This is a genomic window from Pseudomonas sp. FP1742, assembly GCF_030687145.1.
Classification (GTDB): Bacteria; Pseudomonadota; Gammaproteobacteria; order Pseudomonadales; family Pseudomonadaceae; genus Aquipseudomonas; species Aquipseudomonas frederiksbergensis_D.
This window is the reverse complement of the sequence record NZ_CP117460.1, coordinates 6,128,562-6,143,005: the sequence shown is the minus strand read 5'-3', so window position 1 is coordinate 6,143,005 and position 14,444 is coordinate 6,128,562. Positions and strand designations below refer to the sequence as shown.

Annotated in this window: 12 protein-coding genes; 3 read left to right on the top strand and 9 right to left on the bottom strand. The window is 60.5% G+C overall.

Annotated features, from left to right (window positions below):
* Positions 1-114: 114 nt before the first annotated feature.
* Positions 115-2,064 carry a BCCT family transporter gene (locus PSH64_RS27910; RefSeq protein WP_230175556.1) on the top strand — a complete coding sequence of 650 codons (1,950 nt, stop codon included), beginning with the start codon at positions 115-117 and terminating at the stop codon, positions 2,062-2,064.
* A 228-nt stretch (positions 2,065-2,292) separates the two neighbouring features.
* Here PSH64_RS27910 and choV read toward each other — a convergent pair whose 3' ends face one another.
* The 3 genes from choV to PSH64_RS27895 form a co-directional block, all read right to left on the bottom strand.
* A complete protein-coding gene (gene choV, locus PSH64_RS27905) occupies positions 2,293-3,471 on the bottom strand; it encodes a choline ABC transporter ATP-binding protein (protein WP_105340879.1) in 1,179 nt (392 codons plus the stop codon).
* Complete coding sequence (gene choW, locus PSH64_RS27900) at positions 3,468-4,313, bottom strand: choline ABC transporter permease subunit (RefSeq protein ID WP_105340880.1); 846 nt, start codon at positions 4,311-4,313, stop codon at positions 3,468-3,470. The genes choV and choW overlap by 4 nt, the downstream gene beginning before the upstream one ends.
* A 68-nt stretch (positions 4,314-4,381) precedes the next feature.
* Positions 4,382-5,329, bottom strand: coding sequence for a choline ABC transporter substrate-binding protein (locus tag PSH64_RS27895; protein WP_105340881.1), 948 nt, complete (start codon positions 5,327-5,329; stop codon positions 4,382-4,384).
* Positions 5,330-5,765: 436 nt separating this feature from the next.
* Here PSH64_RS27895 and PSH64_RS27890 point away from each other — a divergent pair, with 436 nt between their 5' ends.
* Entirely contained in the window at positions 5,766-7,142 is a 1,377-nt protein-coding gene (locus tag PSH64_RS27890; protein WP_105340882.1) for an L-serine ammonia-lyase, read from the top strand.
* A gap of 539 nt (positions 7,143-7,681) precedes the next feature.
* Positions 7,682-8,785: a GlxA family transcriptional regulator gene (locus PSH64_RS27885; protein ID WP_095052585.1), complete on the top strand. Its 1,104-nt coding sequence runs from the start codon at positions 7,682-7,684 to the stop codon at positions 8,783-8,785.
* 113 nt (positions 8,786-8,898) lie between these two features.
* Here PSH64_RS27885 and PSH64_RS27880 read toward each other — a convergent pair whose 3' ends face one another.
* The 6 genes from PSH64_RS27880 to PSH64_RS27855 form a co-directional block, all read right to left on the bottom strand.
* The gene (locus PSH64_RS27880) at positions 8,899-9,162 is read right to left on the bottom strand and encodes a hypothetical protein (protein ID WP_105340883.1); all 264 of its coding nucleotides are present in this window, start codon (positions 9,160-9,162) and stop codon (positions 8,899-8,901) included.
* Between the two features lie 372 nt (positions 9,163-9,534).
* Positions 9,535-10,698 carry a gamma-butyrobetaine dioxygenase gene (locus tag PSH64_RS27875; protein WP_105340884.1) on the bottom strand — a complete coding sequence of 388 codons (1,164 nt, stop codon included), beginning with the start codon at positions 10,696-10,698 and terminating at the stop codon, positions 9,535-9,537.
* A gap of 13 nt (positions 10,699-10,711) precedes the next feature.
* A complete protein-coding gene (locus PSH64_RS27870) occupies positions 10,712-11,188 on the bottom strand; it encodes a thioesterase family protein (RefSeq protein ID WP_105340885.1) in 477 nt (158 codons plus the stop codon).
* A gap of 167 nt (positions 11,189-11,355) precedes the next feature.
* Complete coding sequence (locus PSH64_RS27865) at positions 11,356-12,321, bottom strand: L-carnitine dehydrogenase (RefSeq protein ID WP_305410356.1); 966 nt, start codon at positions 12,319-12,321, stop codon at positions 11,356-11,358.
* 143 nt (positions 12,322-12,464) lie between these two features.
* Positions 12,465-13,352, bottom strand: a complete 888-nt coding sequence (locus PSH64_RS27860; protein WP_105340887.1) for a 3-keto-5-aminohexanoate cleavage protein — start codon at positions 13,350-13,352, stop codon at positions 12,465-12,467.
* Positions 13,353-13,427: 75 nt separating this feature from the next.
* Positions 13,428-14,372, bottom strand: coding sequence for a choline ABC transporter substrate-binding protein (locus PSH64_RS27855; RefSeq protein ID WP_105340888.1), 945 nt, complete (start codon positions 14,370-14,372; stop codon positions 13,428-13,430).
* Positions 14,373-14,444 lie beyond the last annotated feature (72 nt).

Here is a 14,444-nt window from a genome sequence, read left to right as displayed (position 1 = left end):
GGTCGGGTACCGCGTTGCCTTGTGTTCTTCTCTCGCACTGCCCGGAGCATCTGTGCCATGAGTTCTGCCTCTCTAATAAAGACCCCACCCGAGAAGGTGATGGTCAACGGTTGGGTGTTCTACACCTCTACCGCGCTGATCCTGCTGTTGACCGCCATTCTGATCATCGCCCCGCAAGAGGCCGGCAGAATGCTCGGTATTGCCCAGGCCTGGTTGTCCCGCAGCTTCGGCTGGTACTACATGGTGGTGATCGCCGCCTATCTGGTTTTTGTCGTCGGCCTGGCGTTTTCGTCTTACGGCAAGCTCAAGCTGGGCAGCAAGGACGATACCCCGGATTTCAGCTACGGCGCCTGGGCGGGGATGCTGTTCTCGTCGGGTATCGGCATCTCGCTGCTGTACTTCGGCGCGTCCGAGCCACTGGACCACTACTTCAATCCGCCGGAAGGCGTGGCCGGCAGCAACCTTGCCGCGCGTCAGGCGGTGCAGTTGACGTTCCTGCATTGGGGCCTGCATGGCTGGGCGATCTATGCCTTGGTCGGCCTGGCCGTGGCGTACTTTGCTTACCGTCATAACCAACCGCTGGCGTTGCGTTCGGCGCTGTATCCGCTGGTCGGCGAGCGTTGGGTCAAAGGCGCGGCCGGTCATGCGGTGGACGGCTTCGGCATGTTCGTGACCCTGCTGGGGCTGGTGACGAACCTGGGGATCGGTTCGCTGCAAGTGTCGTCGGGGCTGGAAAACCTGTTCGGCATGGCACACAGCAACACCAACCTGCTGATCGTGATCATCGTGATGAGCACCGTGGCGACCATCGCCGCGGTGTCCGGTGTGGAAAACGGCATTCGTCGTCTGTCCAACCTGAACATCGTGCTGTTCAGCGGTCTGCTGATTTTCGTGCTGTTGTTCGGCCCGACCCTGCACCTGCTCAACGGCTTTGTGCAGAACATCGGTGACTACCTGAATGGCGTGGTGCTGAAGACCTTCGACCTCTACGTGTACGAAGGCGACAGTGAGAAGTCCGACCGCTGGTTGGGCCTGTGGACCCTGTTCTACTGGGCCTGGTGGATTTCCTGGGCGCCATTCGTCGGCATGTTCATCGCGCGTATTTCCCGTGGTCGCACGGTGCGTGAGCTGGTCGCCGGCGTGCTGCTGATTCCACTGGGTTTCACCCTGGCATGGCTGTCGATCTTCGGTAACTCGGCCCTGGACCTGGTGATGAACCATGGGGCGGTGGAACTCGGGAAGACGGCGCTGGAACAGCCATCGATGGCGATCTACCAGTTGCTTGAGCATTACCCTGCGTCGAAAGTGGTAATCGGCGTGTCGATCTTTGTCGGCTTCGTGCTGTTCCTGACCCCGGCGGACTCCGGCGCGGTGATGATGGCGAATCTGTCCTGCAAGGGCGGCAACGTCGACGAAGATGCGCCGCACTGGCTGCGGATTTTCTGGTCGGTGGTGATCACCCTGGTGACCATCGGTTTGCTGTTCGCCGGTAACTTCGAAGCCATGCAAACCATGGTGGTGCTGGCGGGGCTGCCGTTCTCGGTGGTGCTGGTGTTCTTCATGTTCGGCTTGCACAAGGCCATGCGCCAGGACGTGCAGATCGAACAGGAGCAAGCGGAACTGGCGGCGCGTGGTCGTCGTGGTTTCAGCGAGCGTCTGACTCAGCTGGACTTGCAGCCGAACCAGTCGATCGTTCAGCGTTTCATGGACAAACAAGTCAGCCCGGCGCTGGAAGAGGCCGTGGTGCAACTGCGTGGCAAGGGCCTGGACGTGCAAACGTTGCTGGGCAAAGCCAAGCGTTGCATGGGCCTGCGGATCGAGATGGAAGAGGGCAATCCTTTTGTCTACGAAGTGAGCCTGGACGGTTATCTGGCGGCGGCGAGCGAAACGGTGTCGGCCGAAAGTGCCGATGAACCGCGCGCACGTTACTACCGCGCCGAGGTGTACCTGCACAACGGCAGCCAGGACTATGACTTGATGGGCTTCACTCAGGATCAGATCACCCGTGACGTGCTCGATCAGTTTGAAAGCCATCGGCAGCTGCTAGGCCGGGTTTATAGCTGAGTTGTAAGAGGCGCGGTGTTTCTGTCTGAAGCACCGTGTCGCATTCATCGCGGGCAAGCCCGCTCCCACAGGATCAGGGCTGTGACACAAATATTGGTCACGACACCGATCCCTGTGGGAGCGGGCTTGCCCGCGAAGGGGCCATCACTGGCAAAGCTGATTGACCCGATACCCCATAAACAAAAACGCCGCGATCATCTCGCGGCGTTTTTGTGTCTGCTGCCTTGCTTACCCCAGGTTCTTGCCGAGCAGCGCGTGGTACAGCTCGCTGTCGCCGAGGATCCCGACCACCTTGTTGTTGTCGTGCAGCACCAGCTTGTTGCCGGTCTGGTAACGAATCTGCAGGGCATCGCGCATGCCGATGTTGGAGTCCACCAACGTTGGGCGACGACCCAGGCCTTCAACCGCTTGGCCCGGTATCCAGTTCTGCAGGTCCAGGCTTGAGCCGTTCTGGCGTGCGCCCTTGATGGTGTTGCCTTCGGCCAGGTCCAGCCACGAATCGCCGCCCGGATCCAGGCACACCGAACCGTTGATGCGTTTGCAGTTGTCCAGGGTGCGCATCAGGCTGCGACCGCACAACACGTTCAGCGGGTTGGTGTGAGCGACGAAGGTGCGCACGTAATCATCCGCGGGGTTCAGGACGATTTCTTCCGGCACGCTGTACTGGATGATCCGGCCATCTTTCATGATCGCGATACGGCTGCCCAGCTTCAGGGCTTCATCGAGGTCGTGGCTCACGAAAACGATGGTCTTGCTCAGTTTGCGTTGCAGCTCCAGCAATTCGTCTTGCAGACCCTGGCGGATCAGCGGGTCGAGAGCCGAGAACGGTTCGTCCATCAGCAGAATGTCGGCGTCCATCGCCAAGGCGCGGGCCAGGCCGACACGCTGCTGCATGCCGCCGGAGAGTTCGTCGGGTTTCTTGTTGCGCCACTGGGTCAGGCCCACCAGCTCAAGCTTCTCGTCCACCAGTTTGCGGCGTTCTTTCTCAGGGCGGCCCTGCATTTCCAGACCGAAGCTGATGTTCTCGCGCACCGTCAGCCAAGGCATCAGGGCGAACTTCTGGAACACCATCGCGATGCGCTTGGTGCGCATCATTTTCAGTTCTGCCGGAGTGCACGACGCGATGTCGATCTGCCTGCCTTCGTGCTCGACGAACAACTTGCCGCGGCTGACGGTGTTGAGGCCGTTGATGCAGCGCAGCAGGCTGGATTTGCCGGAGCCGGACAGGCCCATCAGCACGCAGATTTCACCTTTTTCGATGTCCAGGCTGGCCTTTTCGACACCGACGATTTGCCCGGTCTTTTTCAGGATCTCGTTGCGGGTCATGCCCTGGTCGAGGAGTTTGAGGGCCTCGCGCGGATCCTTGGAGAAGATCACATCCACGTCTTCGAAGCGAATAATGCTCATGCGTCACCCCCTACTTTGGCGTCGGGTTGTTTGCAGATACGGTCGAGCATGATCGCCAGCAGTACGATCGCCAGGCCTGCTTCGAAGCCCAGTGCGATATCAGCAGTGTTCAGTGCGTTGACCACGGGTTTGCCCAGGCCGTCGGCGCCCACCAGTGCCGCAATCACCACCATCGACAACGACAGCATGATGCACTGGGTGATACCGGCCGCGATGCTTGGCATGGCGTGGGGCAATTCGATTCGCGAGAGCAGCTGACGGCGCGAGCAGCCAAAGGCCTTGCCGGCGTCCATCAATTCTTGCGGCACATCGCGGATGCCCAGGTAGGTCAGGCGGATGGGCGCGGCAATCGCGAACACCACCGTCGAGATCAGACCCGGGACCACACCCAGACCGAAGAGGGTCAGGGTAGGAATGAGGTATACGAAGGTCGGTACGGTCTGCATCAGATCGAGTACCGGACGCATCAGTGTGTAGAACATCGGCTTGTGCGCGGCGACGATGCCCAACGGCACGCCGATCACTACGCAGACCAGGGTGGCGAACAGCACCTGGGCGAGGGTTTCCATGGTTTCCTGCCAGTACCCCAGGTTGAGGATCAGCAGAAAGGAGGCAATGACGAAAACGGTCAGGCCCCATTTGCGTTGGATGAAATGTGCCAGTAGCGCGATGAGGCCGATCAATGCCAGCGGGTTGAACCAGGTCAGCGCAAAAGTCACGCCGTGGATCATCGTTTCCAGTGACACGGCGATGGCGTCGAAGGTGCTGGCGCCGTGTTGCGTCAACCATTCGACAAAGCCCGCGATGTACTGGCCTAAGGGTATTTTCTGATCAATCAGCATGGTAGTGAACGTCCGCATGCAAGGAAATAAACAGCCCGGGCGGGCGAGCCCGCCCGGCGTAAGCGATTTTACTGTGCGAGCTTGGCTTTCACGGCTTCCAGGCCAGGTTTACCGTCAATGGTGGTCACGCCAGCCAGCCAGGTATCGAGCACCTGTGGATTCTTTTTCAGCCAGGCCTTGGCGGCCGCTTCAGGCTTCATTTTGTCGTCCAGGACGTTGCCCATCAGCGTACTTTCCATGTCGACGGTGAATTCCAGGTTTTTCAGCAATTGGCCGACGTTGCTGCACTCTTGGGTATACCCCTTGCGAGTGTTGGTCGCAACGGTGGCAGCACCGAAATCCGGGCCGAAGTAGTCATCGCCCCCGGTCAGGTACTGGATTTTGAAACGCTTGTTCATCGGGTGCGGTGCCCAGCCGAGGAACACCACGGCGGTGTCGCGTTTTTGCGCACGGTCGACTTGCGACAGCATGCCCGCTTCGCTGGACTCGACGACTTTGAAGCCGGCGGTTTTGAGACCGAAGGCGTCTTTGTCGATCATGCTCTGGATCAGACGGTTACCGTCGTTGCCTGGCTCGATGCCGTAGATCTTGCCGTCGAGTTCTTTCTTGAATTTGGCGATGTCGGCGAAGTCATGCAGCCCTTTGTCGTACAACGCTTGTGGCACGGCGAGGGTGTATTTGGCGCCTTTGAGGTTGGTGCGCACGGTTTCCACGGTGCCGGCATCGCGGTAGGCCTTGATGTCGTTTTCCATGGTCGGCATCCAGTTGCCGAGGAAGACGTCCATGTTCTTGCCGTCGGCCAGGGACTTGTAGGTCACCGGCACGGAAATCATCGTGGTTTTGGTCTTGTAGCCCAGGGCATCGAGAACGACGCTGGTGGTGGCGGTGGTGACGGTAATGTCCGTCCAGCCGACATCGGAGAAGTTTACGGTACTGCACTGGGCCGGTTCTGCAGCTTGAGCCAGGAACGGCAGACTCAGCATGGCGGCCAACAACAACGACGGGGAACCTTTCATAGGGGCGACTCCTGAGTGTTTTTTTTGGCAGTGTTCCGACTGGACCACCGCACTTATCTGTTGCGGTTGGATGGCGTTTTGGAGACAGCTCTACCACGGCGCCTTGCAATCGAGTCGATACGATCATGTACCAGTGAAAATCTGACGCCTACAGGGTGCGTCGTAACCAGTACAGGGATGGTCGCATCCAGTGTCGGTGACGTCGTTTACAGCTTTTTTCAGCCCTGTTTGTCCCTTTGATCCGCAAAAAAACGGCGAAAACACAGCGTGAGAGACTTGCGGCGCTAGTGGGCATGAGTGCGTCGGTGTGAGACGTTGAACGACATGGCAAAAGCCTGATGATGCGGCCATCTCGACGGATTGCAGCTTCAGCGTAGCAGCTCCGTCACTGGGCGCTTTCGCGCCTGGAGCAGGCACATCCAGGAGTTCAGCAGTAATGGCTATCAGCGTTTTCGACCTGTTCAAAATCGGCATCGGCCCTTCCAGTTCGCACACCGTGGGGCCTATGCGCGCCGCGGCGCTGTTCGTGCAAGGTTTGCGTGAACGAGGACTTTTGGAACAGGTGTGTCGCGTCGAAGTTCAGCTTTATGGCTCGCTCTCGGCCACCGGCATCGGCCACGGCAGCGACAATGCGGTGATCATGGGGCTGATGGGCGAGTGGCCGGACGCGATCGATCCGTCGCAAATCGGTATTCGCATCCAGGCCCTGCGTGAAACCAACACGCTATTGCTCGACGGTCGCTTGTCGGTCCCGTTCATCTGGGCCCGGGACATGCGCCTGATCGACGAAAACCTGCCATTCCATCCCAACGCCATGACCCTGGTTGCCGAAGGCGATCACGGCGAGCTGCATCGCGATACCTACTATTCCGTCGGCGGTGGTTTTGTCGTCGATCAAGCACAAGCTTCCAGTGGCGTGGTGGACCTGGATCGCACCGTGCTGCCATACGATTTCTCCAGTGCTGTCGAATTGCTCAACCTGTGCCAGAAACACAACCTGCGCGTGGCCGAATTGATGATGGCCAACGAAAAGGTCTGGCGCAGCGAAGAAGAAATCCGTGGCGGCCTGATGAAGCTCTGGCGCGCCATGCAGGATTGCGTGGAGCAAGGCCTCAAGCACGAAGGCATCCTGCCCGGCGGCCTCAATGTGCGCCGTCGTGCGGCGAAACTTCATCGCAGTTTGCAGGAGCTGAGCAAGCCCAACGTGATCGGCTCGACCTTGAGCGCGATGGAGTGGGTCAACCTGTTCGCCCTGGCGGTCAACGAAGAAAATGCCGCCGGTGGGCGCATGGTCACGGCGCCGACCAACGGCGCGGCAGGGATCATTCCGGCGGTGTTGCACTACTTCATGAAATTCAGCGAGGCAGTGACCGACGCCAACGTGGTCGATTACTTCCTCAGTGCCGCGGCGGTGGGCATTCTGTGCAAGAAAAACGCCTCGATCTCCGGTGCCGAAGTCGGTTGCCAGGGGGAAGTCGGTTCGGCCTGCGCCATGGCGGCGGCCGGGCTGGCGGAGATTCTCGGCGCCACGCCGGAGCAGTTGTGCAACGCGGCGGAAATCGGCCTGGAGCACAACCTCGGTCTGACCTGCGATCCCGTGGGCGGGTTGGTGCAGGTGCCGTGCATCGAGCGCAATGCGATTGCTGCGGTGAAAGCGATCAATGCGGCGCAGATGGCGCTGCGGGGTGACGGTCAGCACTTTATCTCGCTGGACCGGGTGATCCGCACCATGCGTGATACCGGTGCCGACATGCACGACAAATATAAAGAGACATCGCGCGGTGGGTTGGCGGTCAGCGCGGTGGAGTGCTGAGACCGAGTTGACCCCATCGCGGGCAAGCCCGCTCCCACAGGATTTGTTGTGTAATCGAGAAATGAGGTACACCACAAATTCTTGTGGAAGCGGGCTTGCTCGCGAAGGGGCCAGACCAGTCAAAACTGCGCACTAAGTGAACACCCGATTCAAAACGCGCCATGTTTTGGCGCGTCGCTAACAGGTAAGCCGTTTCACCCGGATCCAGGATCCATACAAGCCCTGACCGTCCGTCACCTGTGCTTGCGGTGACACTCTCTCCCGGCCCGCCGCAGGCCTGTTCCCACAAGTGCTACCGATTTGCTCACACGCAACGGGGCAGCGGCTTCGGGGCCTTTGATGGCACTTGTAACCTCTTATCTCTGCGCGCCATATCTAGACGCATCGCGACGTCGTTTTCAGGAGTTATTGAACGCGCATTCAATTTAGGCATGGCAATTGCTCTGTCATTACAAAGCCCGTCTCCCACGCGAGAACGATGGCAATAAAAAGAGCCTCCGCCTGAGGCCATCACCCGCTTTGTGTGAGGAGATACCGCGATGACGACGTTCAACTCCGGGGCCCAACCCCAGAACCGTGCGCCTCAATCCATCGGCTTTCTGCTGCTGGACAATTTCACGCTGATTTCTCTGGCCTCTGCAGTAGAACCTCTGCGCATGGCCAACCAATTGTCCGGCCGCGAGCTGTATCGCTGGACCACGCTCACCGTCGATGGTGGTCAGGTCTGGGCCAGTGACGGTCTGCAGATCACCCCCGATGCCTCCATGCACAAAGCGCCGCCCCTGGACACCGTCATTGTCTGCGGCGGTATCGGCATTCAGCGCACCGTAACCCGTGAGCATGTGTCGTGGCTGCAAAGCCAGGCGCGTCAGTCCCGTCGCCTCGGCGCGGTCTGCACCGGCAGCTGGGCCCTGGCGTGCGCCGGCCTGCTGGACGGTTTCGATTGCAGCGTGCACTGGGAATGTCTGGCCGCTATGCAGGAAGCTTTCCCGCGGGTGGCCATGAGCACCCGGCTGTTCACCCTCGACCGTAACCGCTTCACCAGCTCCGGCGGCACCGCGCCGCTGGACATGATGCTGCACCTGATCAGCCGCGATCATGGTCGTGAACTGTCGGCCGCGATTTCGGAAATGTTCGTCTACGAGCGCATCCGCAACGAGCAGGACCACCAGCGCGTGCCGCTCAAGCACATGCTCGGCACCAACCAGCCGAAGCTGCAGGAAATCGTCGCGCTGATGGAGGCCAACCTCGAAGAGCCGATCGATCTCGACGAACTGGCGGTGTACGTCGCCGTGTCGCGTCGTCAGCTGGAGCGGCTGTTCCAGAAATACCTGCACTGCTCGCCGTCGCGTTACTACCTGAAACTGCGCCTGATCCGCGCTCGGCAACTGCTCAAGCAAACGCCGATGTCGATCATCGAAGTGGCGTCGGTGTGTGGGTTCGTGTCCACGCCGCACTTCTCCAAGTGCTACCGCGAATACTTCGGCATTCCGCCGCGTGACGAGCGCGTAGGCTCCAACACCACGCAACAAGTGGCGATGATGCCGCTGCCGCAAGCGCTGGTGCTGTCGCCGTTGTCCGGGCCGCTGTCGGCGTTGAGCCAGGCGCGCAATGAGTCGACGTTTGCCAGCGTAAGGCTCTAAACCGCGCGGGCTATTGTGGCGAGGGGGCTTGCCCCCGTTGGGTCGCGCAGCGGCCCCAAGATTTTACGACTGCTGCGCAGCCGAACAGGGGCAAGCCCCCTCGCCACAGGCTGTCAGGCGTTACGGCTTTGCTGGTACTGCGCCAATGCCGGTAACAGTTGCTGGTCAATGGCCTGGCGCACGGCCGGCAGGATGGTCGCGCTGCTGGTGTACATCTGCTTGACCATCGTACGCAGCGTCATCGCCCGCTCATCGTTCAAGCCTCGCACTGCGCACTCGCAAGCCTGCTCGGCCGTGGCGCCGCTCGGCACTTGAAAACCCAATGACTTCAGATGGCCCAACAGGTCTTCCTGGTCTATCAAATCGGCGTGCATCATGACGCAATCCTTCTTTAGGGAACGGTGTCTTGGCTCGATTCTCGTAGGGGTGCGGGGTGGCGGCAAGGACGATTTGTCGCAATGGCCGCAATACCTATGAACAGGTCGTTTTCGGCTAACTTGCAAGAGGGGAGAGTGGGCACACTGGACTCAGCTGGCTTCACGAAGGTTTGGTCACCCTCGCGCATCAGCTCCTCAACAGTACCCTCCTCAGCTCCGATCCTGTCACGGCTTGATCGGGGTTTTTTTTGCCTGTGAATCCACAATTTATGTGTTGTCTGTGCGGACGCCATCGCGGGCAAGCCACGCCCCCACAGGACTTGCAAATAACCTGTGGGAGCGTGGCTTGCCCGCGATGAACGATGACCCGGTCTAGCGTTGCAACACCAAAATGCGCGATAGCAATTCATCCCGGTCGACATAGCACCCCTGGAAATGCCGGGCACCGGTGGCGGGGTCGAAGGCGTTGCGGGCGTGGAGGGTGCGACGGTTGTCGAAGCACCACAACTCGCCGGGGTTGAGCCGCGTCATCACCCGGAAACGCGCCTCGCGGGTCATCGCAATGAAGCGTCGGTAAGCGCGATACAGCCTGGGCATTTGCTCCACCGATGCATCGAACGGCCCACGCAGAAAGTTCGCCATGCGGATTTCCGACACCTGCCCGATTGCATCCAGCGCGATGATCGGCGCCAGGCAGCGGTAGTCGCTGTGACGGTCCTTGTTGCGAAACTCCACGGGGATATCACACAAGGCTTGAAACGCCTCGGGATCTTCCTGGCGCAAGGCTTGGGCGATGGCAAAACCGTCGACGAAAATGCTCTCGCCACCATCGGCGTCATTGACCAGGCAATGCAGAAATTGCAGCCCCGGTTGCAACTCCCGGGTCGGCAGGTCGCTGTGCAGTGGCAGGTTGAAGGCGGTGTAGGCATTGCTGTCGGCATCGGCCTTGGACTGCACGTTGAACAGCACGCCGAAATTGCTCTCGCGGATGAAGGAAATCCGCTGGGCAATCAACTTCAGCGAGCCAGGTTCGGTAGGTACGCCGCGCACTTGGGTCAGGCCGATGTCGCGCACAGCCAGCAACCATTGCAGCAAGGCTTGGTTGTCGTTCATCAGCGCCTGATAGTCGAACACCGGCAACTTCAGATGACTGTCCCACAGCTTGCTTTTCGGTTTGGCGGCCTGCCGCTCGGCGCGGGACTCGTCGTCGTAGGCATGGGCGCGCAACCAGCCGGGATCGAAGCGGCTGAGGTGGCCGTCCTGCCAATCGACGCACAGGCGACCTTCGGCATCGATTCGAGCATTGTCGGGAATCAGATCTTCCGCGACATCGACGATTTCCAGCACTTGCTCGCGGGTCACGGTGTAGACGCACTGAGGACACGGGCAGTTGTCCCGCAGCCATTGATGATGAAAAGGGCTGGCCCGACCGTCCGCCCACTGCACTTGAATGCGGTCCGCCAGGGTGTGCACGGCAGTCAACGCGCTGATCAACGGGTAGGTGCGGAAATCGGCAAAAGCGGCGGCGGTGTTCATGACGAGCTCCTTATTATTTTTCGGGCGGTAAAGCGATCACTCGGCCGATGAAGGCGGGGGCGGGCAGGTCGGCCTGCTCGGCGACAATGGCCCGCAGCTTGCTCAAGGTTTCTTCGCTGAACGGGGCGGATCGCGGCCCGGCGAGGTCGACGTGCAGCAGCATCTGTTCATTGCCCGCCAGCTCCTTGTCACCGCCCACCAGATGCAGGCTGTGGTAGAGGTGCAGACGTTTGCGGTCATGGCCGATGATCTGGGTGTGCACCTCGACCTCGGCATCGAGCTTCACTTCATGCAGGTAATTGAGGTGCAGTTCGAGGGTGAACAGCGAGTTACCGCTGGCTTCGCGGTTGTTGCTGTCCATGCCGAGTCGATCCATCAGCGCGTCGGTGGCGTAGCTGAAAATCAGCAGGTAGAAGGCATCGCGCAAATGGCCGTTGTAGTCGACCCAATCGGGGATGATTCTGGTTTGATAGGTGGTGAGGGTGGGCATGATGAGTGATCCAGGATGTAGGGTGACTGGGGCTGCCGTTTTCGCGAGCAAGCCCGCTCCCACAGGGGATTTGCTGGGTGACATGGATTGCATTCACACCTCAAATCAACTGTGGGAGCGGGCTTGCTCGCGAGGGGGCCAGACCTGCTGGCCCATAAACTTGAGGATTATTCGCTGAACGCCATCCCATGCTTCTCTTTGGTGGTTTTCACCGCCTCCAGCACCGCCAGCAAGCAATCGTCACGATAGCGCTCCAGCGCCGAGATGCTGTGTTTGCCCAACTGATCACTGGTGCCATCCACCACATCGTCAATCAACTTGTCGGTCAGCTCCGGTGCCGGCAGATACGTCCACGGCAACTGCAACGCCGGCCCGAACTGCGCCATGAAGTGCCGCATTCCGGCATCGCCACCGGCCAGGGTGTAAGTCAGGAAGGTGCCCATGAACGACCAGCGCAGGCCTGCGCCAAAACGAATCGCATCGTCGATTTCACCGGTGGTCGCCACGCCGTCGTTGACCAGGTGCAGCGCTTCACGCCACAACGCTTCGAGCAGACGGTCGGCGATGAATCCTGGCACTTCCTTGCGCACATGCAGTGGGCGCATGCCTAAGGATTCATAGACTTTCATCGCCGCTTGCACGGCTTCTGGCGCGGTGTTCCTGCCACCGACCACTTCCACCAAGGGCAGCAGGTAAACCGGGTTGAACGGGTGCCCGACCACGCAGCGTTCCGGGTGGGTCGAGCTCTCATAGAACTCACTCGGCAACAGGCCCGAGGTGCTGGAACCGATCAAGGCATTGGGCTTGGCCGCCGCGCTGATTTTGCTGTGCAGTTCCAGTTTCAGCTCCAGTCGTTCTGGAGCACTTTCCTGAATGAAATCTGCATCACGAACGCATTCTTCGATGGTGGCGACAAAGCGCAGCCGATCCTGCGACGCGCCGGGCGCCAGGCCTTGTTTCTCCAGGGCGCCCCAGGCATTGGCGACGCGTTTGCGCAGCGCCGCTTCGGCACCGGGCGCCGGATCCCAGGCCACCACATCGAGGCCGTGGGCGAGGGCGCGGGATACCCAGCCGCTGCCGATGACACCGCTGCCCAGCGCGGCGAAGGTTTTGATATCAGTGATAAAGCTCATGAATGCCGTCCTGAAGATTGGTCGAGAAACCTGTGGGAGCGGGCTTGCCCGCGAAGACGGTGGTCCTGCCACAAGAAATGTGGCGGATGTACCGGCCTCTTCGCGGGCGAGCCCGCTCCCACAGGGTTAGAGATGAGTTCGGTTCAACCGCGCTTGGTCAGGCCCATTTTTGCCCGGCCTTCTGCCGGGGTCAGAACGCGGGCGCCGAGGCGACTGAGGATTTCCGAGGCGCGTTCGACCAGTTGGCCGTTGGTCGCCAGTACGCCCTTGTCCAGCCACAGGTTGTCTTCCAGGCCGACCCGCACGTTGCCACCGAGCAGCACAGCCTGTGCGGCCATCGGCATCTGCATGCGTCCGATGCCGAAGGCGGCCCAGACCGCGCCGGCCGGCAGGTTGTCGACCATGGCTTTCATGGTGGTGGTATCAGCCGGCGCGCCCCACGGGATGCCCAGGCACAGCTGGAACAACGGGTTATCGAGCAGACCTTCCTTGATCATCTGTTTGGCGAACCACAGGTGACCGGTATCGAAGATTTCCAGCTCAGGCTTGACGCCCAGCTCTTGAATGCGTTTGGCGCCAGCACGCAGCTGCGCCGGGGTGGAGACGTAAATGGTGTCGCCGTCGCCGAAGTTCAGGGTGCCGCAATCCAGGGTGCAGATTTCCGGCAGCAATTCTTCAACGTGGGCCAGACGGGTCAGTGGGCCGACCAGATCGGTGTTCGGGCCGAACTCCATCGGGTTCTCGCCCGCGCCGATTTCCAGGTCGCCGCCCATGCCGGCGGTGAGGTTGACGATGATGTCGACGTCCGCCTCGCGGATGCGCTCCATCACTTCGCGGTACAGCGCCACGTCGCGGCTGAACTTGCCGGTTTGCGGGTCGCGAACGTGGCAGTGGACCACGGTAGCGCCCGCCTTGGCGGCCTCCACGGCGGCCGCGGCAATTTGTTTCGGGGTGACCGGCACGTGTGGGCTCTTGGCGGTCGTGTCGCCAGCACCGGTGAGTGCGCAGGTGATGATGACGTCGTGGTTCATTTAGCGGTTCCTTACAGGCGTGATTAGTCTGTTCGCAGCCCATGCAGGGCTGCGAATTGGTGGTTCATTTCGGTTCTATTTACTGGTCAGCTTCAGGTTTTCAGCGGCTGGTTTGCCATCGAAAGTGGTCACACCTTCGAGCCAGCGTTGCTTGTCTTGCGGGTGATCCTTGAGCCATTGTTTGGCCGATTCGAAGGCGTCCTTGTGATCCAGCAGCGGCTGCATCATGCGGCTCTCGTCTTCGGCGGTGAATGTCAGGTTGCTCAGCAAGCGACCGACGTTCGGGCACTGTTCGGCGTATTTCGGCGCGGTGACGGTCCAGACCGTGGCCATGCCTTCGTTCGGGCCGAGGGCGTCGTCGCTGCCGGTGAGGTAGGTCATCTTCACATTGACGTTCATCGGGTGCGGTGCCCAGCCGAAGAACACCACGGCTTCCTTGCGGCGTACCGCGCGATCTACTGCCGCCAGCATGCCGGCTTCGCTGGACTCGACCAGCTGGAACTTGCCGAGGCCAAACTGGTTCTTGGCGATCATCGCCTTGATCTGGGTGTTGGCGCCCGAGCCAGGTTCGATGCCGTAAATCTTGCCGCCCAGCTCTTTCTCGAATTTGGCGATGTCGGCGAAGGTTTTCAGGCCCTTGTCGGCAAGGTAAGTCGGTACTGCCAGGGTGGCGCGGGCGTCCTTGAGGCTTGGCGCCTCAAGCACTTTGACCTGCTTGGCATCGACAAACGGCGTGATGGTCTGGGTCATCAGCGGGTTCCAGTAGCCCAGGAACACATCCAGGCGCTGGTCGCGAATGCCGGCAAAGACGATTTGCTGGGAGGCGCTGGTTTGTTTGGTGCTGTAGCCGAGGCCGTCGAGCAGGACCTGGGTCATGGCGCTGGTGGCGATCACGTCGGTCCAGTTCACTACGCCCATGCGCACGTTCTGGCACGACGCGGGTTCGGCCGCCATGACACTGGCGCTCAAGAAAGCGGTACCGCTGAGTGCAAGAACACAGCTGCTGATCAGTCGTTTCATGTCGGGGTTCCTCGGCAGGTCGTTTATTGTGGGGTCCGGTGTCTGATGCGCCGGTGATGCCAAGTTACGCAG